The following is an 18,564-nucleotide window of genomic DNA, read 5'->3' as shown; positions in this document are numbered from 1 at the left end:
ATTTGGAAACCCCAGCGCCAACGGCTCCAGCAGCGAGTAGCGACGTGCCGTCGTGGATGCAAACCGATGCTCCGGCAGCACCAGTAGCCAGTGCGGGCGATGATGTGCCCGCATGGTTGCGAGGCGATTTGGAAACCCCAGCGCCAACGGCTCCAGCAGCGAGTAGCGACGTGCCGTCGTGGATGCAAACCGATGCTCCGGCATCACCAGCAGCGGCAAATGCGGGCGATGATGTGCCAGCGTGGTTACGCGGTGATTTGGCTGATACAGCGCAAACGCCACCAGCAGCGAGCGGCGATGTGCCAGCGTGGTTACGCGGCGACATGGCTGATGCAGCGCAAACGCCACCAGTAGCGAGCAGCGACGTGCCGTCGTGGATGCAAGCTGACGCTCCGGCAACGCCACCAGCCGCCAGTGCGGGCGATGATGTACCAGCGTGGTTACGCGGCGACATGGCTGATACAGCGCCAACGCCACCAGCAGCAAGTAGCGACGTGCCGTCGTGGATGCAAGCGGATGCTCCGGCAACGCCACCAGCCGCCAGTGCGGGCGATGATGTACCAGCGTGGTTACGCGGCGACATGGCTGATATGCCACAAGCCACCCCGACGGTCAAACTTGACAGCACAGAGCAGGATGTGCCCGCGTGGCTGAAGGCTGATTTGGATGCAGCGCCAACGGCTCCTGTAGCAAGCGGCGATGTGCCGTCGTGGTTACAAGCCGATGCTCCGGCAGCGCCACCAGCGGCGAATGCAGGCGATGATGTGCCCGCGTGGTTGCGCGGCGACATGGCTGATATGCCACAAGCCACCCCGACAGTTAAACTTGATAGCACAGAGCAGGATGTACCGGCGTGGCTGAAGGCTGATTTGGATGCAGCGCCAACGGCTCCGGTAGCAAGCGGCGATGTGCCGTCGTGGTTGCAGGCCGATGCTCCGGCAGTGCCACCAGTAGCGAGCGGCGATATTCCGTCGTGGTTGCAGGCCGATGTTGCTGATTTACCGCCTGTGAATCCAACTATCAAACTTGACTCAAATGAGCAAGATCCGAATGTTCCTGCTTGGCTCAATGAGCTTGAAACGCCGCCTTCAGCTGCACCAACTGATTCGCTCAATTGGATGCATGAAGAAGCGCCAACCGTCAAGCTTGATAATCAAGCAGCAGGCTTGCCAACCTGGCTGCAAGAAGATCTGCCAACCGTCAGGTTGGATAGCGCTGCCAGCAATGTGCCTGCTTGGTTGCAAGACGATGTAACGCCGATCGTTCCACCAACCAAGGCTGAGCCGAGCATTCCGCAAACGCCCAGCACAAAGGCTGAAGCTGCGAACGTGCCTGCTTGGTTGCGCGATGATTTAGATATTGAAATTCCTGCTACGCCAGCAACCGCTGCGCCAAGTATTCCTGGCAACACACCTTCGTGGCTATTGGATGATGAGCCAGCTCAAGCTGCGCAAGATGATGGTTTGTTGGGTAGTGTTGATTTGCCTGCTTGGTTGCGTCAAACAGTTAAACAAGAAGAATCAGCTCCCGTTGTTGAACCAGAAGCGGCTCCAACTATCGCTGAATCAGCAGATTGGCTGCGAGTTTTAGGTGAACCAGAGCCTGTGGTTGCGGCAAACGCTGCAACAACTGGCCGTTTGCTCGATCAAGCTCCGCCTGCCTTGCTGAACCGAACGCCTGAGCGGGTTTCGGCCATGCACTTGCTGCAAGATTTGGTTACGAAGCCACTGCCCGAGCCAGCCGAAGTACCAATTGTTGCAACGCCACCATGGTGGCAACGCATTGGCACACAGCGAATTGTGGCAATTTTGATGTTGCTCAGCTTGGTTGTTGGGCTGCTCGTGCCGAATCTGCTTGCGATCAATACTCAAGCCTTGACGATTGGCGGTAATACCAGCGATCTCTACAATTATGTTGAAACGCTCAACCCTGAAAGTCGCGTGCTGATTGCCTATGAAGGCGATTTACGCCATAACGCCGAGTTGGGGCCACTCGAACAATCAATCACTCAACACTTGATCGATCGCAAAGTGCCAATGCTGTTGCTTTCGACCGATACCGAAGGCAGCTTGCTTGCTAGCCAACGAGCCGCCCAATTCCCAATCATCGATCCAACGACCGGCTACACTGGCGAAGGTGCCGAATATCTGAATCTTGGTTGGGTCAAAGGCAACGAAGTTGGAATTGCACAGCTTGGCAGTAATTTGCGCGGTACAATTGCCAATCTCTTGCAAAATCGCGAAGGTGCTGACGTTAATTTATTGCGCATTATGTCGAAGCTCAATTCGAATAATCAGCTTGATCGACCGCGCATTACCACCACCAGAGATCTTGATCTGTTGATTGTGGTTGCTGATGAGCCAAGCGACGTTCAGCGCTGGATGGAACAATTCTGGTCACGTGAACCATCTTTGCCTGTGGCAATTTTAACCACAAACGAAGTTTTGCCCCAAATTCAACCCTATGTTGATGTTAACGTCAACGGCAACCAAGCGGCGATTTATACTGCTGCTGGCTTAGTTGGCGAGCAGCAATATACGGCGCTGCGTTCGATCGACACGACGAGTAATGGCTCGATCAACGCGCTGAGTTTGGGCATGATCACCACGATTCTGGTGGTGCTGGTGGGCGGGGTGCTTCAGTTGCAACGGCGTATCCGTGGAAAGAGGAATAGCTTGTGACAACGCTTGGCCCTTGGATCGCCTTTGGCTTGACATTAATTGTGCTCAGCCGGGCATTTGGCGAAAATCCACTCTTTCGCTTCAGCCAATATTTGTTTGTTGGTTTGGCGCTTGGCTATACCCTAACTGTGGTCATTACAACCGTGTTTATCGTGCCAAGCGGCGATATGATCGATAATCCCGATAGCGTTGGCACGGCATTGTTTATTGTGCCGGTGCTGGTTGGGTTACTGTTGTTGACCCGTTTGCGCACCCAACAGCTTTCATGGCTGGCCAACGTGCCATTGGCACTGTTGTTTGGGGTGGCCGCCGCCATTGCGATTGCTGGCACCATTCTTGGCACGTTGCTGCCTCAACTCCAATCATCGTTCTTCTCGGTCACGAGTTTTACCGATGGCAGTAGTTTAGCCGTCGCCCTTGGCAAACTTGTCTTGGTCATTGGGGTTGTCTTGGTCTTACTGTCGTTTCGCTTTAGCAAGGCCGCAACGCCAGAAGCCGCTGATCATAGCGAAACACTCAAGCCAAGCGTGGTAGCAAAAGTCGGTCGGATGTGGCTCTTGCTAAGTTTGGGGGCGGTCTTTGCCGCTACGTTGATCACCTATCAATCAGCCTTGATTGATCGAATCCAGTTTTTGCTGCGGCAAATAGGCGTGATCTCTTAGGGGTTGCGAAAGGATTGATATGACGACCGCTGATCCTGCTGCACTGCTTGTCGTTGATATTGGCACATTGTTTACCCATGTGGCGTTGCTCGAATTGGTTGCTGGCGAGTATCGCTTGTTGGGTCGTGCCCAAGCACTCTCAACCTTAGAGCCACCAATCGCCGATGCATGGCAAGGAATTCTGACCGCAATTCGCGAAATTGAGCAACTGACCTTTCGGGCGATTGCCCATGTTGATGGTTTGATGACTCCGCATCGCCCTGATGGCTCTGGTGTTGATGGCATGGTGGTCAGCACCAGCGCTGCCGGAACCTTGCCAATTGTGCTGGCGGCGATTTCGAATGATACCACTGGTGCGAGTTTGCGGCGGGTGGCCCGTTCGAGCTACACTACCGTGCTCGATATGGTGACGCTCGATGAATACGGCGACCCCGATTTGGCCGAAGGCGAAAGCTGGATTGACTATCAATTAGCCAATTTGGTGCGCTTGCCAGCCGCCACGGTTTTGATGGCTGGTGGTATCGATGGCGGCAACTCCGCGCCACTTGAGCGTTTGGCCCACATGCTTGGCTTTACAGTGTTGCGGCTCGAACAAATCAATTCGCGCGAGTTTGCCCACGTTATTTTTGCTGGCAATACTGCCGCCTACCCTGGCATCGAAGATGCGCTTTCAACGATTGCGCCGATTACCGCAACCTCGAATGTGCTGCCAGCAATTGGCGTTGAGCAATTAATGCCAGCCCGCTTGGAATTAATTCGCTCCTACAACGATCGGGTGCTCCCAAAATTGCCAAGCTTTAACCGCATGCGCGCAATGAGCAGCGATTTTGTGCGTTCTACCAGCGATGGTTTTGGGCCATTGGTGCGCTTTATTGCCAAACATCATGGCCGCAATACCTTAATTGTCGATATTGGCGCGATGACCAGCGCTGGCTATGCCTCCGATGGCACCCAATTGCATATCACCGTTGAAACCAATTGTGGCACAGCTTATGGGATTGCTGGCTTGGTTGATCAAGCTGGGCCTAGCAATATCACCCGTTGGCTGCCCTTTGAAATGAGCGATTCGGCCTTGCGCGAACATATGCTCAATCGGCTGATTCGCCCGCAAATTGTGCCAATCGATCGCGAAAGTCTTTTGATTGAACAAGCCTTGGTCCGCGAAGCGTTACGAGTTGTCTCAAATGATCTGTTTGATGAACAGCCGCAATTAGCCAGCGATTTGATTATTGCCACTGGCGGCCCCTTGGCTCATACCATTCACCCAGCCCAAGCATTGTTGAGCCTTGTCGATGGGCTTGATTTCGGGCGCTTGCAACAATATCGCGATCGTAGTTTGTTAATTAGCGATATTTACCTTGATCGTGATGGTTTGCTGGCGCTGGCTGGCGCAACCGCATGGAAGTATCCTGATGCAAGTTTTTGCTTGCTCGAACAAGATATTTTGCGCAATGGAGCCTTGGCCAGCTATTTGTTGATCAATAGCTCGTTGCGCTTGGGTGATTTGGTGGCTGAAGTTGAGCTTGTGCCAGTCAGCGGCGCGCCAATCATTATCCAAATTCACCATGGCGAGATTCGGCGCTTGCCATTGGCCCACGGCAAACGGGCAACCTTGCGCTTGCGCCCAACCAAGCAAGTGCAAATTGGCGCAAATTTGCCAGGCGAAGTGGTCGAAACTGCCTTGGCAGCGATTACCGGCAGCACGCTTGGTTTGGTGATTGACGCACGGCCTCGGCCTTTAGCCCAACGCAACAGCGACGCGCAAAGCCGCAATCAACAATGGCAATGGCTCAATCAATTAGGTGTGGTTGATGGACTCATTCCGTATGCACCCCAATCTGATGAGCAACCGCTGCCAGCATTTGAGCCAATTCCGGCAATTAGCCGCATTCCTGAACCTGCGCCTGCGGCAGCCCAAATGCTGCCAGAGCGCGAGGAGCCAAACGCGATTCCCGATTGGCTGCGCGAAGAAGGCGAGAACGCCAACGATCTGGCAATGCCAGCGCCAAGCGAATTTGGCGTAGAAGAACCATTGCCCGATTGGCTGAGCGGCCTTGATGTGCCAGTCAATAGCGAGCCAGTGTTGGATTTAGGCGAACGCCAAGCATCGCAACCAGTTGCGCCCGCCGACTTTAGCGCCTTGCGCAGCGAGTTGGAAGAACAAAACAAACCCAAGCGTGGCTTTTTCCGCCGTAAATAAGCCAATTGTAAGGCGGCCAGCTTTTGGTTAAGCTGGCTGCCCTGCGTTTAATCCCGCTAAAAATCCCCCACAGGATCAAAACTTCTGCGCCAAAAGGGTTTGACAGCGTTTGCTGGCGCGTGTTATGCTGATCGATAGTTCACAGCATTGCGCAAAGAGCTTGATTATTGGCATTTATGCCATTCTAAAGCGCTAGATTGCTGTTTGTAAATTGTTGTCATTTTCCCCTTTTTCACTCTAGCTTAGAAGGAGCAAGCCATGCACAAACGCCTCACGCGGGTACTGGGAACTATTTTCTGTGTCCTCGGCTTGGGTTTGGCGCTCTTTGGCTTTGACGGCGCATGGCGTGCCTATGGTCAAACCGCAGGCCCAACCCCAACTCCTGATTTTGATCTGCCGATTACCAAAGCCGTTAGCCCAAGCAATGGCTTGCCCGGCGATACGGTGACGTTTTCGATCAATGTCACCAACGATCAGCCACAAGCTCAAACCAATGTGGTGATTACCGATAGTGTGGTTAATTTCTTGGAAGTTGTTGGCGCAAGCAGTAGCAAAGGAACTGCCAGCTTCAGCGGACAAGAGGTGCGCGCCGATGTTGGCACTTTAGCCAGCGGCGAATCGGTAACATTAACCATTACAACCAGAATTCGGGCGGGCACGGCAGCTGGCACAGTCGGCCAAAACGTGGCGATTGTCAATACTGCCAGTGGTTCAAGCTCATCAAGTAATATCGTGACTGTCACAGTTGGCGGCGATACGACCGTTACGCCTACGCCGCTACCAACCCAAGCCCCAAGCGGGCCAAAATTGGTAGTTGAAAAGTCGGCTAGCCCAGCAAGTGGCAAAGTTGGCGATTTGATTAGCTTTAAAATTGTCGTGCGTAACACTGGCGGCACAACCGCGCCCGCTGTGGTGGTCAACGACCGAATTCTTGATTTCTTAGAAGTTGTCAGTGTGCAAACCAGCAAGGGTAGCGCAACCACCACTGGCCAAGCTGTCAAGGTGAGCGTTGGTGATTTGGCTGCTGGCGAAAGCGTCACGATTGTGATCACCACCAAGATTCGAGCTGGCACAACCAGCGGCCAACAAGGCATCAACATTGCCGAAGCAGTTGCCAGCGATGGTAGCGGCGGTTCTTCAACCACGCCCAGCAATCCAGTTGCGATTGCGGTTGATCGCAGCGCCCCAGTCGGCTTGCCCGACACCAGCGCTCCGAGCCAAGCCCCATGGATTTTCTGGCTTGGTTTGGGCTTGGCAATCACTGGCGGGTTGTTGCTTATGGTCAGTCGCCGCCGGAGCGAAGCTTAATCAATGAATATCTTTCGTCGTTATCTCACTGGTTTGCGACGTTGGCTCTGGCTGTTAGTGCTAGGGCCAATTGTCGCTGCTGGCGCGGCCTATGCGATCAGCAGCCGCCAAACGCCACGCTATGCCAGCAGCACGCGGGTGATTGTTGGTCAAACCCTGCAAAATAGTAACCCCGATTATGGCAGTTTGGTTGCCAGCGAACGCTTGGTTTCGACTTATGCCCAAATTGCTCAAAGTCGCACAACCATCGAGGCGGTTGAGCAACGCTTAAATGTGCGCGATATTGCCAGTTCGGCGATTATCACGACGCGGCCAGTTCAGGAAACTGAGTTTTTGGATATTGCGGTTGAGGCCGACGATCCGCAGCAGGCTGCCGATATTGCCAATGCCATTGCTGAACAGCTGATTTTGACTAGTCCGGCGGGGCCACAAAGCGCCGAGGCCAAATTGCTCGATGAGGTTAATCGCCAGATTGCGACGCTCAACGAGGAAATTACCCGCACCGACGAGGAAATTAAAACTCTCAAAGCTGAAATTGAACAAATCGGGGCCGATAAGCCAGCCGCCGAATCGTTAATTGCCAATCTGCAGCTCAAGCAACAAAGCCAAAATCAAAATCGCCAAACGCTGAGCACGTTGTATAGCACGGCGCTGGGCAATCGGGCCAATTCAATTAGCGTCGTCGAATCGGCGTTGGTCAATCCTACGCCGATTGCACCACGGCCAATTCGTAGCGCCATTTTGGCTGGCATTTTGGGCTTTGCCTTGGTCTTTGGCTTGGCCTTGCTGCTCGAATATTTCGATGATAGCGTGCAAACGCCAGATGAAGGCGTTGATTTGGTCAATGCGCCGTTGCTGGCAGCGATTGTTAAGCAAGAAACCAAAGTCACCAAAGCTGCTCAGCGCTTGGTTTCGCGGCTCGATCCGCGTTCGCCAACCGCCGAAACTTTTCGTACTTTGCGCACCAATTTGCAGTTTTCGAACGTCGATACCAAAGCCCGCACCTTGATTGTGACTAGCAGCCAACCAGAGGAAGGCAAAAGCACTGTCGCGGCCAATTTGGCGTGGGTGCTGGCTCAAGCAGGCCAAAAAGTCGTGCTGATTGATGCCGATTTGCGTAAGCCAATGATGCATCGGGTGTTTGAGGTCAGCAGCGAATATGGCTTGACCAACTTGCTTACCAATAACGAAGATCCAACCATTCGCGATCGCACGGTGCTGCCAGTTGCCGAAAATTTGTGGCTGATTCCAAGTGGCCCGTTGCCGCCGAATCCATCGGAATTGCTCGGCAGCAAGCGCATGGAAATGCTAATTTGGCTGTTGCAGCAGGAATACGATTGGATCTTATTCGACACGCCGCCAATTTTGACCGTAACCGACCCAATTGCTTTGATTCCGCGTGTCGATGGGGTTGTGCTGGTGGCAGAAGCCAAACGCACCCGCCGCGATATGCTGGCTAAATGTCGTGCCGCAGTTCAAACGGTCGGCGGTCGGCTGATTGGCTTGGTCTTTAATAAGCTTGATGCGCGCTCCGAGGGCTATGGTGTCTACTACACCTACTACTACGATCAGCATCATAACGCGAATCGTGGCCGCCGCTTCTGGAATCGTAAAGATGAGCATCAGCCAGTGCCAAGCATGAGCGAGCCAGCGCCGTTGGATTTGCACGATTCAACGCTTGAGCGCTCAGAATCGGCCTATGAGATGGCTAGCCATGAGCAAACCAAGTAACTCAAGCGCAACCAATCAAGCTCCTACAAAACGCCGCTTGCGGCGTTTTTTCCTATATGCTTTGGGGTTGCTTGGGGTTTGGCTTGGGATACTGGCTTGGTTTAGCTACCAACTCTCTATCCAAAGCCAAAACGTACACGATGTGTTGCAAACTCGACCGCTGGGTAGCAGCCAAGCCCAAGCGTTGTGTGATGAGCTTGCTGCAACCCACAAGAGCGTTATTTGGCTGCGCCGATTGAGCTTGCCGTTACACCCCATCCTGCGCCAAAGTGATGCTTGGATTGGTGCGCTGCCCGCTGCTAGCGATGTTGCGCATCAAGGCTTGGGCTTAACAGCGGGTTATTGCCACCAATTTAATCCCTTGCTTGCGCTGCTCGATCTGCCTGCTGAACAACGGAGCAAGCAAATGTTGGATTGGCTGAATGCCAATCAACCACATTGGCAGCAACTCCAAAGCGATGTGCAGCAATTGCAACAAACATGGCGCAGCGTGCCAACCAGCCTGCAAACAGCGCCATTTTTGGCCAACTATCAAGCCCAAATTGCTCAATTTGACCAGCAATTGACTGCAGCCCAAACCAGCCTTGGCTTGCTTGAACGAGCGTGGCCGTTGCTTGCTGATGGTTGGGGCACGCAAAAACCGTTGCGTTTATTGATTGCTGGCCAAAATCCGCTCGAATTGCGGCCAAGTGGCGGCTTTATTGGCAGCATTGCAACCTTGACGCTTGAGCAAGGCCGCATTAGCAAGCTGGCTTACTTCAATAGCGCCGATTTTGCGGCGGTTGCGCCTGCTGGCTCGGCTATGCCCAAGCCCTACAACCAGTATTTGCGGGCCTCAATTTGGACCTTGCGCGATGCCAATTGGTGGCCTGATTGGCCAACCTCGGCCCAAAGTTTGCAAACATTTTGGCAATTAAACCAACAACCTGAAGTCGATGCGGTGATTGCGCTCGATTTGTATGGCTTGCAAGGTCTGATTCAGGTGCTCGCGCCGTTGGAAATTGCTGGCTACGGCCAAATGGCGCAAGCAGCAAGCCTTGAGCACATTTTTGGGTTTTACGACGGCCAGAACGTAACTGGCGATAAACAATTTTTGGCGGCTTTGTTTCGTAGCACCCTTGAAACTGCTCGCCATGCCAATTTTGGCCAATGGCTAGAGCTTGGCGCGAGCTTGCAAGCATCGTTGCAACAACGCCATTTAAGCATCTATTTCAATGATCAAACCAGCCAAAATCTGATGCTAGCCAATGGCTGGGCTGGCACAATGCCGCAGGTTGAGCACGATCTGCTGGCCTTGGTCGATGCTGATCTATCCTATAGCGATGGCCAAAACTTTATTGAACAGCGCATGCAGCTTGATGTGCAACTCGATGCCCAAGCGCGGCCATTGACCAACACGCTGACAATTACCTACACCAATCGCTACGATACTTGGCGCGCCGATTTGAGCAAGCACGCGGTTTATGGCTATTGCTACAACATCGGCTTGGCAATTCAGCAGCGCATTCCAGGCTGTTATGGCGATTATGCGCGGGCTTATTTGCCGATTAATGCGCTGCCCTTGCAATTGGAAGGCGCTGATACGCCGCCGGATATTGCCCAAGAAGGCCACTTGACCAGCGTTGGTTGGTATATGTTGCTCTACCCGGGCCAAACGCGCACGATTCGGCTGAGTTATTTGCCCAATCTGCAAAGCCAGCCCTACCGATTAAGCTGGTTCAAACAAGCTGGTACGTTGGCGCATCCGATTCATGTTCGTGTTAGTCAAGCTGGGCAACAGGTCGAATGGCGTGGTACGTTGCAACACGATCGCGAGCTGAGCTTGATTGATGCTGCAATTCAGCCAGCTCCAAGCGACATGCCAATAACCACTGATCAGCAGGCCGCCGAACAAGCTTGGCAACGCTGGCAGCAAGGCGAAACCAGCGCCGCCCTTGAGCTTTGGCAAGCTAGCAATACACTTGATCGGGCCTTGGATGCAGTGGTTAGCCTGCGCTGGACGCACGATCCAAGCACTGCCAACCAACTTTTGCGCCAACTGCAACCATTGTTGCCCGATTCTGGGCGCGCGGCCTTTTTAGCTGGTTGGCTGGTCGAGCTAAATAATGATGATGACGCTGCCTTGCAAGCTTATCAAACAGCCTTGGAGCGTGAACCGACCAGCCAAGCCGCGCGTTTGGCCTTGGCCTTGCTACAACTCAAGCGTGGCGATGGCGCTGCTGCCCAAGCAACCTTGCAAAAGCTAGAAAATCCACGTTTGGCGCTCCAACGCTTGGCGTTTGACCAACGTATGGCTGGCGATTTGGCCCAAGCTGAGCGCTATTATCAATTGCTTTTAACCCTCGATCCCACTGATCGCACAGTGTGGGACGATCGCTATTGGCTGCGGCGTTATGCCAACGATCATCCAAATTGGTCAGCAGTTGAGCAATTGGCAAATGAGGGAATTGGCGCTTTTCCAAATGATGTTACGTGGTTGAGCCGCCGCGCTGAGAGCTACGAGCGCCAGAATCTACCTCAACAGGCAATTGACGATTGGCAGCAAGTTACCATAATCTCGCCAACCAATAGCTTGGCTTGGTATTATTTGGGGTTGCAGCAACGGGCTGTGGGCGATTGGCCAGCAGCCCAATCCTCGCTTGAACAATCGATTAAACTTGATCCACAAGCTGATTATTATTTGGTGCTGGGCGATACGCTGCGCGAATTGAATTTACTGGCTGAGGCGCGTAATGCTTATGCCAACGCCGCGAAAATCAACCCTGATCATCCTGGTTTGGCCGAGCGTTTGCGGCTGGTGGATGCAAGCCCGTGAGTCGTCGCTTGCTCAAAGATACTGCGCTCTATGCCTTGACGGGCGTGGCAACCAAGCTGATTGGGGCTTTGCTGTTGCCGTTTATCACCCGTTTGCTCAGCCCCGAACTGTATGGCAGCGTCGATCTGATTAGTTTGGTTGGTTTATTTGCAATCGAGTTGGTGACCTTGGGCAGCGATTTTGCCTTGGCGCTCTATTTTCATGAAGCAACGCTTGATCGACGGCGTTTGGTTGGCTCGCTCTGGCTGGCGCGCTTGCTTTTGGGATTATTCATGGGATTAATTGGCCATGCACTTGCCCCATGGCTCGCCATGCAACTGCTTGAACGCAGCGATCAGCAAACAATTTTGGCCTTGCGCTTGGGCTTGTGGAGCCAGCTGGCGAATGGCATCATCGGCCTGTGGTTTACAACCTTGCGCCAAGAGAGCAAAGCCCTGCGTTTATTTGGCCTGACTGTGTTGCGGGTTGCGGCGACGGCCTTGCTGACGATTGGCTGGATGCTGCAAAGTCGCCAGCGCTTGAGCGCCTATTTTGGTGCGATGTTGGTCGTTGATTGTTTATTGGCGCTTGGTTTGACGCTGCTGATGCGTGGTCAACTTGGCAAGCCCGATTGGCAGCTATTACGAACATTATTGGGCAAAGGCTTGGGCTTTTTGCCGCGCTCGATCTATTTTGTGGCTATGACCTTGATCAATCGCCAAATTTTGCTGCATTTTGGCTCGTTGGAGCAAATTGGCCACTATGCAGCGGCTACCAAAATTAGCTTTATCGTCTGGATTGTGATTAGTGCTGCCAATCAGGCTTGGTTGCCGTATAGCTTAGCGATTGCCAACACGCCGACCGCCAACGCCAGCTATCGCCAATATCTGACCAGCTACACGATGCTGCTGGGCGCTGCAACAACTGGCTTGGCCTTATTTGCCCCCGAACTGCTGCGAATTTTGACGACTGGCGATTATCTGCCAGCAGCGCCTGCAGTTGGTTGGTATGCAGTTAATTTGATGGCGATTGGCTTATTGACGGTGGTGGCAACAGGCCTGACGATTACCAAAGCAACAGCTGTTTTAGGCCAAACTAGCTTATTGAGCGCTATTTTGAATGTTGGTTTGGCGATTATGCTTGTGCCGTGGTTGGGCTTGGTTGGTGCTGCCATCGCCGCCGCAGGCGATCAGTTGATCGCGGCGTGGTTGGTCTATCGCGCGGCCCAAAAGCGCTATCCAATCGATTTTGATGTTAAGGCAGTGCTTGCTTGGCTCGGCCTAACTATCGCCTGTGTGGCGCTGGCAAGTTGGTTGCCGTTGGCGTTTAGTTGGCCATTGATTGGCCTCAAATTGGCGCTTGTTGGCGTGTGGTTGGGCTGTTGTTGGCGTTGGGGCCAGCCCAAAATGTTGTTGAGCTTGCTGCGGAAATAAATGTTAATCCCCTCACCCCCAACCCCTCTCCCGTGGCGCGAGCGAGGGGCGTTCATTCTGTGGTTCTGCTGCAATTATGCGTTGAACAAGATGTGGCTCCTCCTCGCCCGCGTCCAGAGGATTAAAGGCGTAGCGGCTCAGAAAATCGTTGATTTGAACAATCTGCGGCTCCCCCTCGCCCGCGTCCAGTGGGAGAGGGGGCTGGGGGGTGAGGGGATCAGCTTATTGCTCGCTAGGCAGGTTGCGGCCTCGCCCAGTTTCATGGGCATAAGCCCATGGCTGAATATCTGGGGGCTCGATGCCTAAAGATGTCAGGATTGCACAAATCTGCTCGCGGTGAATGTTGCTATGGTGCAGCGCTTGAGCAATCAAGGCTCCGGCGTGAATTTCATAATCCCCTGAAACAAGGATCGTTAGCTGCTCGCCATCGACTGGCTGGGTGAAGAATTGCTGCCAATTGTTGGCTGCTTCGTCAGCGCGCGCTTCAAGCACAGCAAAATCATTGCTCAGATCGCGATTGAGCAGCCAATCAGGTGCATTGCCTGAAAGATGATGCAAATAGCGCGCATCCGATAAAATAATGTGGTTGAAGGTCGCGATGATATTGCCATAACTGCCAACAACCGTTGTGACAAGTTGCTCCTCGTTAAGCTCGCTACAGACCTTTAGGAGCACCTTGGTTGCCCAACTATTGTGCTGAAATGAGTCGAACAGAATCCCATTCATACGATCACCTCTTGCGCAATTGAATAGGACAAATGTACTATACGCCTAGCCATGTGTCAACGCAAGCAGCCAGCAAAACGACAGAATGGCAGCTACGGTTTATCGAATTATTGTTGGGATTTGGAGCGTTGCGCGAGGAGTTGTTGGCGCAGAACGGCTTGTTTGAGGCTGTTGGTTGAGCGTGGTTTGCTCTGCTTGGTCAGCTTAAAGCTGGCGATCAATAAGCCACCGCCAAGCGCTAATTGCAAACAACCAAAAAGTAGATCAACCATCGTTGCCTCAATAAAAACAATTTAATCGGAAGAAACTGTCTAATCAAGTATAGCGATGGCTGATCTGCTTGTCAAATTATTCTAAATGTTTGAAGCTCAGGTCAATCGAACGGGCATGCAGGTGGTTAACTGCGAGGGTAGCCGGATGGGTACGCAAAAATTGCTCAAACTCGCCCAGCTCCTCAGGATGTAAACACCATTGATTGCCCTGGCCCAAACTAGCTAACTTTAAATTGGAAATATAGCGAAACGTCAGCGAAAGCTGCTTAACCGAATCGTCGATCCACTCGCCATCATCATCAACATAGGTTTTTTCAACCACCAAATGGCGGGTCAAATTATAACTAAAATGTGCATTTAAGCCGTTCTGTTCAACACCCCATTGAAACAGCAACATATCACCATCATTGGCCAGATCACAATCGTCAATCCGAATTTCGCGATAGAATCCAAGCATAAGGTTGAGCGCATCTTCAATGGCAAGGTATTCAAGCACTTTGTCAGATTGTTCTAGCCACAGGTTAAAGCGGTCTAGCACATGTTTTGCTTGCATTCCATGTTCCTATTCTAGGTCTATGATTTCGATCCTTGCATGATGTTGTATTGTAAACTATTTATTGTCGTAATTGAAAATGATTCCACCAAACAGCCTAAAATAGGAAACCCCTTGGCTGAATTGCGCAGCCAAGGGGCTTAGTTTAACAATTATTGAAAGCATTGAACTTATAAATTACTCTTATTCTCCTGATTCAGAATCCCGCATTCTTGTTAATATCCTCATCTTAGTCTTCAATTCATTTTGAGCTTCATACATATAGTCGATCATTATTTCAATAGCTTCGATAGCATACTTTATCTCAATGAGAGAAGGATTAATCTTTGTGAGATCATGAATTGCCTCATTTCCCATAAACCGAAATGTATGTAATAATTTTGCTATATCATTTGATAATATTCCTTGAGATGCAAAATTTTCAATCTTTGTATATAAATCCTTACCGGTAATACCTTTATTACTTAATATTCCTTCTAATGCAGCCCTTAAGCAAACAGCACTTGCTCTATAAGCACCAGTGTTATAGCATAATACACTTTCACGATATATACTAATAATTTCTGATGGTAAAATCTTAAAATTTTTTGTACTTTTCTTATTAGAGTTATATTCTGGATAAAAATTTACGTTTGATCTAGTAATTCCATCAGGAAACTCCATGAAGTTTTTTACTTCAAATGTAACATTTTTACATCCCAAACAAACCCAGCTTATATAGAATATTTCTTCAAGATCCTGATAAGTACTATCAGGATTTTGAGGATTGTAATCTTCATCAGCGGTTGTAAAGGTATAGTGTTGGAATATATTCTTATGGGCAGTAATCGTGTTGCAATGGTGACAGCGGATAGATTTTTCTTGACCTTGTTCTGGCCTGCTTTCTTCAGACATGTTTATCATCTCCGTCTATGCGATAAATTTTCAAGAAACAAACATTCTTAAGATTAATTGATTCTAGCATGAAATACCTCATTTATAGCATTTTTCTGGCGCAAAATCATAATGCCAAGGCTGGTCATCCACGCCAACCACAGCAAACTCCCAACCAATCCCGTCCAATCAATCACTGGAATTGTGGGCAGCACGGTTGCCAAAAGCTCAGTTTGGGCAAGGCTATAGATGAATGCCGCCAGCCAGCCCAACCACGCCAGCCACTTCGGAAAGCTCGCCGAACGATAGATAATTGCACTTAGCAGCAGCATCCAGATAATCATAAATAGTTGGCCGATGTGCTCACCCAACACCACGCCGCCATATTGATGCACCACCTGAAACATTGTTGCTAGGCTGGCCTTGGTTGCCGCCGAAGCCAGCGGATCAAGGTAGCTTTGGGCGATTATTGGCACCACAAATACCCAACGTAACAAGCCAATAACCTGCATCACAAAGCCAATTACGCCAATCGTGCTCGCAGTTTCGCTCAAGGCCGCGCCAGCAAATTCGGGCAGGCGTTTGAGCATAATGCTGGCGAACAATAAGGGCAAGCCGACCCAAGCAAATGCCAGCCATATATAAATTAGGCCACTGCCACCAGCAGCAAATTGGCGCAAAATCTGATCAACAGGTGCACGCAAAATGTCGGGATAATCGAAATTGCTAATCAACAAGGCATAGGGAATATTGACCAACAATGAGCCAAGAATCAAACTCCAGCCCGTTAGTTGGCGTACGTATTTGCTGGTCATCGGTTGCTTCCTTGAATGATGTAGGGTTGCAGCACGTGGAGCATCAAGTTCACGCCAGTGTTGATGTTGGTTGGCTCGATTGGGCGTTGATTAATTTCGAGATTGTTAAGCCAAAATTCGCTAATTAACCAACAAACTTGAATTAATTGATCAAGCGTTTTTGGCTCAATTGGCTGCATAATCCCTGCGGCGATGAATTGCTCGACCAAGCTCTGGAAGCCTGCAAAACCACGTTGACGGGTGGCTAAAAAGCTGGCATGTAAAGATGAATCGTGGTGGAGCAACGCCACCAATTCACGGTAGGCAAAACGGTAGCGCCAAATAATTTGGTAGTTGGTTTCCACCAGCGCGGTTAAATCGCGCAATTGGACTGGGCGCTCGCTCGGCACGCTCAGTTCTGTATCCCACGCCGTATACAGTTGTTCAAACAAGGCTTGAATAATCGCGGCTTTGTTACGAAAGTGATAGTACAAGTTGCCCGGGCTGATGCCACAGGCCTCGGCAATATGGTTGGTGCTTACATCAGCAGTGCCTTGGCGATTGAACAGCTCAAGCGCCGTGCTCAAAATTAAATCACGTTTGCTCATGGCTTTAACCCAAACTAGAGTAAATACTCTAAAAATAGTAGAGTATTTACTCTAGTTTGTCAAGCCCTCAATAATTTAGCTTTGGCCTGGCTCGCCGGCCATAATTACGGCAATTGGCTTCATGCGGGCCAATGGCTTAATCAAATCGGCTTCAATTTGCAATTCCATCACCCGTTCGATGTCTTTGTAAGCCAAGGGCGATTCGTCAACGCTCCAGCCTTCGACATGCACGCCATGGGCCTTGATGATTTTTTTGGCCTCGCTCGGGCTAATGAGTTCGCGGGCTTTGGAGCGGCTGTACAAGCGGCCTGCACCGTGTGAGGCGCTATGCAAGGCTTCAGGGTTGCCCAAGCCTTCGACCACATACGAAGCCGAGGCCATGCTGCCTGGAATCACGCCGCGCACGCCTACGCCTGCTGGTGTCGCGCCCTTGCGATGCACAATTACATCGCCTTCGCGCCAAGCAAAATTATGGTGATTTTGAATTGTGGCAACTGGCTTGAGCTTGGTGCGTTGGGCAAATAAGCGGTGAATAACTTCATGATTGGCTTGGGCAAAGGCTCCGGCTAATTCCATCGCTGCCCAATATTCTTGGCCTGCTTCGCTATCCAAATCGAGCCATTCATACATTTTGGGGACGTTGGCTTTGGTGGCGGTTTCTTGCACTGCAATGTTGCTATAGTGCTTGGCGATGGCGTAGCCAACCCCGCGCGAGCCGCTATGAGTCAGCAAGCCAACAAATTCGCGTGGCAAATCGTTCTCGCCCATTCGCTCGCCAATAACGATGTTGGCAAAGTGGTTGCCACTGCCGCTGGTGCCAAGCTGGGCAATCGCCTTTTCACGCAGGCTGCGGGTTTGGGCAGTCAAATTCCAGTTTTTTATGCCTAAAATTGGGTGATCCGGCCCGCGTTTGCGAGTTGCGCCCGAGCCAAACACGGTTACTTCAGCTAAATCACGAAACAATTGCTCGCGATGGCGTTGAATTTCCATTGGCGCTTCAGCAAAAATGGTCAGATGCATACGACAGCCAATATCGACCCCAACCATCATCGGCGAGACGGCGTTGTGAGCGGCAAAAACTCCGCCGATTGGCAAGGCAAAGCCAGGGTGGGCATCGGGCATCAAGGCTCCTTGGGCGGCAATTGGCAGACGCAAAGCAAGTTGCAATTGCTCCAAGGCAGCGGCTTCAATATCGACCCCAATTTGGCCATAGGCTTTGTAGGGTTGGGCCTGCTCATTGAGGCGAGCCAATTCAGCAGGTTTGCCAAATTCGGCCTCAACTTGAGCCACAATTTGCAAATCCTTGGAGCCGCTCTTTTTCAGGGCGGCGGCATACTTGGCAATGGCCGTGAAGCGTTTATCGCCACGCCATGGCTTCAGCAAAACATTTAGTTTCATAAATGTGAGACTCAGTTCTAGTATATGTTGGTTTAGCTGCAACCACTATAATCAACGCAGGCAGGCTTGCATATCAGGCGCAATGTTGACATCTGCTCAGACTAAATCCGTAGCATTGACTCAGCCCATCGCCAACAACTGGCGCGCTAGACGGTTTTGCCATAGCGCAAACGCAACATTGTATTGAGGTATTCGATGAAAACGGGGATGTCAAAGGGTTTGGAGAGGTAGGCATCTGCGCCAGCATCGGCTCCACGTTGAAAATCGACTTGTTCCGAGCGCACAGTCAGCATCATCACCGGAATGCTATAGTTGGTTTTGATCCGGCGGCAAACTTCGGTGCCTTCGATCATAGGCATATTCACGTCGAGAATCACCGCATCTGGGCGTTGGCTGGCAACTTTTTGCAAGGCTTCCAAGCCATCGCGGGCCACCGAAACCCGATGCCCTTCGAGCGCTAAAACCTGTTGAACTAAACGCAGAATATCGTGACTATCATCAACCAATAAAATGTGCATACGGCCTCCAAAA

Annotated in this window: 14 protein-coding genes and 1 pseudogene; 7 read left to right on the top strand and 8 right to left on the bottom strand. The window is 51.4% G+C overall.

Features of this window, described 5'->3' with window-relative positions; translation table 11 throughout:
- The 7 genes and pseudogenes from ACFMKP_RS11855 to ACFMKP_RS11825 all read left to right on the top strand — a co-directional run.
- Window positions 1–2,681: pseudogene (locus ACFMKP_RS11855) on the top strand (hypothetical protein); the annotation flags it as partial.
- Complete coding sequence (locus ACFMKP_RS11850) at window positions 2,678–3,343, top strand: hypothetical protein (RefSeq protein ID WP_382292063.1); 666 nt, start codon at window positions 2,678–2,680, stop codon at window positions 3,341–3,343. The pseudogene ACFMKP_RS11855 and the gene ACFMKP_RS11850, both read left to right, overlap by 4 nt.
- A gap of 19 nt (window positions 3,344–3,362) precedes the next feature.
- The gene (locus ACFMKP_RS11845) at window positions 3,363–5,543 is read left to right on the top strand and encodes a glutamate mutase L (RefSeq protein ID WP_382292061.1); all 2,181 of its coding nucleotides are present in this window, start codon (window positions 3,363–3,365) and stop codon (window positions 5,541–5,543) included.
- A gap of 258 nt (window positions 5,544–5,801) precedes the next feature.
- A complete protein-coding gene (locus tag ACFMKP_RS11840; RefSeq protein WP_382292059.1) occupies window positions 5,802–6,851 on the top strand; it encodes a DUF11 domain-containing protein in 1,050 nt (349 codons plus the stop codon).
- A 3-nt stretch (window positions 6,852–6,854) separates the two neighbouring features.
- Entirely contained in the window at window positions 6,855–8,582 is a 1,728-nt protein-coding gene (locus ACFMKP_RS11835; RefSeq protein WP_382292057.1) for a polysaccharide biosynthesis tyrosine autokinase, read from the top strand.
- The gene (locus ACFMKP_RS11830) at window positions 8,566–11,397 is read left to right on the top strand and encodes a DUF4012 domain-containing protein (protein ID WP_382292055.1); all 2,832 of its coding nucleotides are present in this window, start codon (window positions 8,566–8,568) and stop codon (window positions 11,395–11,397) included. Before ACFMKP_RS11835 ends, ACFMKP_RS11830 begins: the two co-directional genes overlap by 17 nt.
- Window positions 11,394–12,809, top strand: coding sequence for a lipopolysaccharide biosynthesis protein (locus ACFMKP_RS11825; protein WP_382292053.1), 1,416 nt, complete (start codon window positions 11,394–11,396; stop codon window positions 12,807–12,809). The genes ACFMKP_RS11830 and ACFMKP_RS11825 overlap by 4 nt, the downstream gene beginning before the upstream one ends.
- Before the next feature lie 222 nt (window positions 12,810–13,031).
- On the opposite strand, the gene ACFMKP_RS11820 is transcribed toward ACFMKP_RS11825, so the two are convergent.
- The 8 genes from ACFMKP_RS11820 to ACFMKP_RS11785 all read right to left on the bottom strand — a co-directional run bounded on the left by ACFMKP_RS11820 (window position 13,032) and on the right by ACFMKP_RS11785 (window position 18,551).
- The gene (locus ACFMKP_RS11820; RefSeq protein ID WP_382292051.1) at window positions 13,032–13,535 is read right to left on the bottom strand and encodes a DinB family protein; all 504 of its coding nucleotides are present in this window, start codon (window positions 13,533–13,535) and stop codon (window positions 13,032–13,034) included.
- A 107-nt stretch (window positions 13,536–13,642) separates the two neighbouring features.
- Complete coding sequence (locus ACFMKP_RS11815; protein ID WP_382292049.1) at window positions 13,643–13,807, bottom strand: hypothetical protein; 165 nt, start codon at window positions 13,805–13,807, stop codon at window positions 13,643–13,645.
- A 76-nt stretch (window positions 13,808–13,883) separates the two neighbouring features.
- Complete coding sequence (locus tag ACFMKP_RS11810; protein WP_382292047.1) at window positions 13,884–14,360, bottom strand: hypothetical protein; 477 nt, start codon at window positions 14,358–14,360, stop codon at window positions 13,884–13,886.
- A 183-nt stretch (window positions 14,361–14,543) separates the two neighbouring features.
- Window positions 14,544–15,254, bottom strand: a complete 711-nt coding sequence (locus ACFMKP_RS11805; protein ID WP_382292045.1) for a DUF4145 domain-containing protein — start codon at window positions 15,252–15,254, stop codon at window positions 14,544–14,546.
- 53 nt (window positions 15,255–15,307) lie between these two features.
- Complete coding sequence (locus tag ACFMKP_RS11800) at window positions 15,308–16,048, bottom strand: DUF4386 domain-containing protein (protein ID WP_382292043.1); 741 nt, start codon at window positions 16,046–16,048, stop codon at window positions 15,308–15,310.
- A complete protein-coding gene (locus ACFMKP_RS11795) occupies window positions 16,045–16,635 on the bottom strand; it encodes a TetR/AcrR family transcriptional regulator (protein WP_382292041.1) in 591 nt (196 codons plus the stop codon). Before ACFMKP_RS11795 ends, ACFMKP_RS11800 begins: the two co-directional genes overlap by 4 nt.
- 75 nt (window positions 16,636–16,710) lie before the next feature.
- The gene (locus tag ACFMKP_RS11790; RefSeq protein ID WP_382292039.1) at window positions 16,711–18,033 is read right to left on the bottom strand and encodes an RtcB family protein; all 1,323 of its coding nucleotides are present in this window, start codon (window positions 18,031–18,033) and stop codon (window positions 16,711–16,713) included.
- A gap of 146 nt (window positions 18,034–18,179) precedes the next feature.
- Window positions 18,180–18,551, bottom strand: a complete 372-nt coding sequence (locus ACFMKP_RS11785; protein WP_204753790.1) for a response regulator transcription factor — start codon at window positions 18,549–18,551, stop codon at window positions 18,180–18,182.
- Between the last annotated feature and the right edge of the window lie 13 nt (window positions 18,552–18,564).

The sequence above is a fragment of the Herpetosiphon sp. NSE202 genome (assembly GCF_042688385.1).
GTDB lineage: Bacteria > Chloroflexota > Chloroflexia > Chloroflexales > Herpetosiphonaceae > Herpetosiphon.
This window is presented reverse-complemented; position numbering and strand designations above follow the sequence as displayed.

Excerpts from the sequence above, each read along its gene's own strand:
- ACFMKP_RS11835 (WP_382292057.1), top strand. The coding sequence starts at position 6,855 with ATGAATATCTTTCGTCGTTATCTCACTGGTTTGCGACGTTGGCTCTGG.
- ACFMKP_RS11810 (WP_382292047.1), bottom strand. The coding sequence starts at position 14,360 with ATGCAAGCAAAACATGTGCTAGACCGCTTTAACCTGTGGCTAGAACAA.
- ACFMKP_RS11845 (WP_382292061.1), top strand. The coding sequence starts at position 3,363 with ATGACGACCGCTGATCCTGCTGCACTGCTTGTCGTTGATATTGGCACA.
- ACFMKP_RS11800 (WP_382292043.1), bottom strand. The coding sequence starts at position 16,048 with ATGACCAGCAAATACGTACGCCAACTAACGGGCTGGAGTTTGATTCTT.
- ACFMKP_RS11815 (WP_382292049.1), bottom strand. The coding sequence starts at position 13,807 with ATGGTTGATCTACTTTTTGGTTGTTTGCAATTAGCGCTTGGCGGTGGC.
- ACFMKP_RS11785 (WP_204753790.1), bottom strand. The coding sequence starts at position 18,551 with ATGCACATTTTATTGGTTGATGATAGTCACGATATTCTGCGTTTAGTT.
- ACFMKP_RS11840 (WP_382292059.1), top strand. The coding sequence starts at position 5,802 with ATGCACAAACGCCTCACGCGGGTACTGGGAACTATTTTCTGTGTCCTC.
- ACFMKP_RS11830 (WP_382292055.1), top strand. The coding sequence starts at position 8,566 with ATGAGCAAACCAAGTAACTCAAGCGCAACCAATCAAGCTCCTACAAAA.
- ACFMKP_RS11795 (WP_382292041.1), bottom strand. The coding sequence starts at position 16,635 with ATGAGCAAACGTGATTTAATTTTGAGCACGGCGCTTGAGCTGTTCAAT.
- ACFMKP_RS11820 (WP_382292051.1), bottom strand. The coding sequence starts at position 13,535 with ATGAATGGGATTCTGTTCGACTCATTTCAGCACAATAGTTGGGCAACC.
- ACFMKP_RS11790 (WP_382292039.1), bottom strand. The coding sequence starts at position 18,033 with ATGAAACTAAATGTTTTGCTGAAGCCATGGCGTGGCGATAAACGCTTC.
- ACFMKP_RS11805 (WP_382292045.1), bottom strand. The coding sequence starts at position 15,254 with ATGTCTGAAGAAAGCAGGCCAGAACAAGGTCAAGAAAAATCTATCCGC.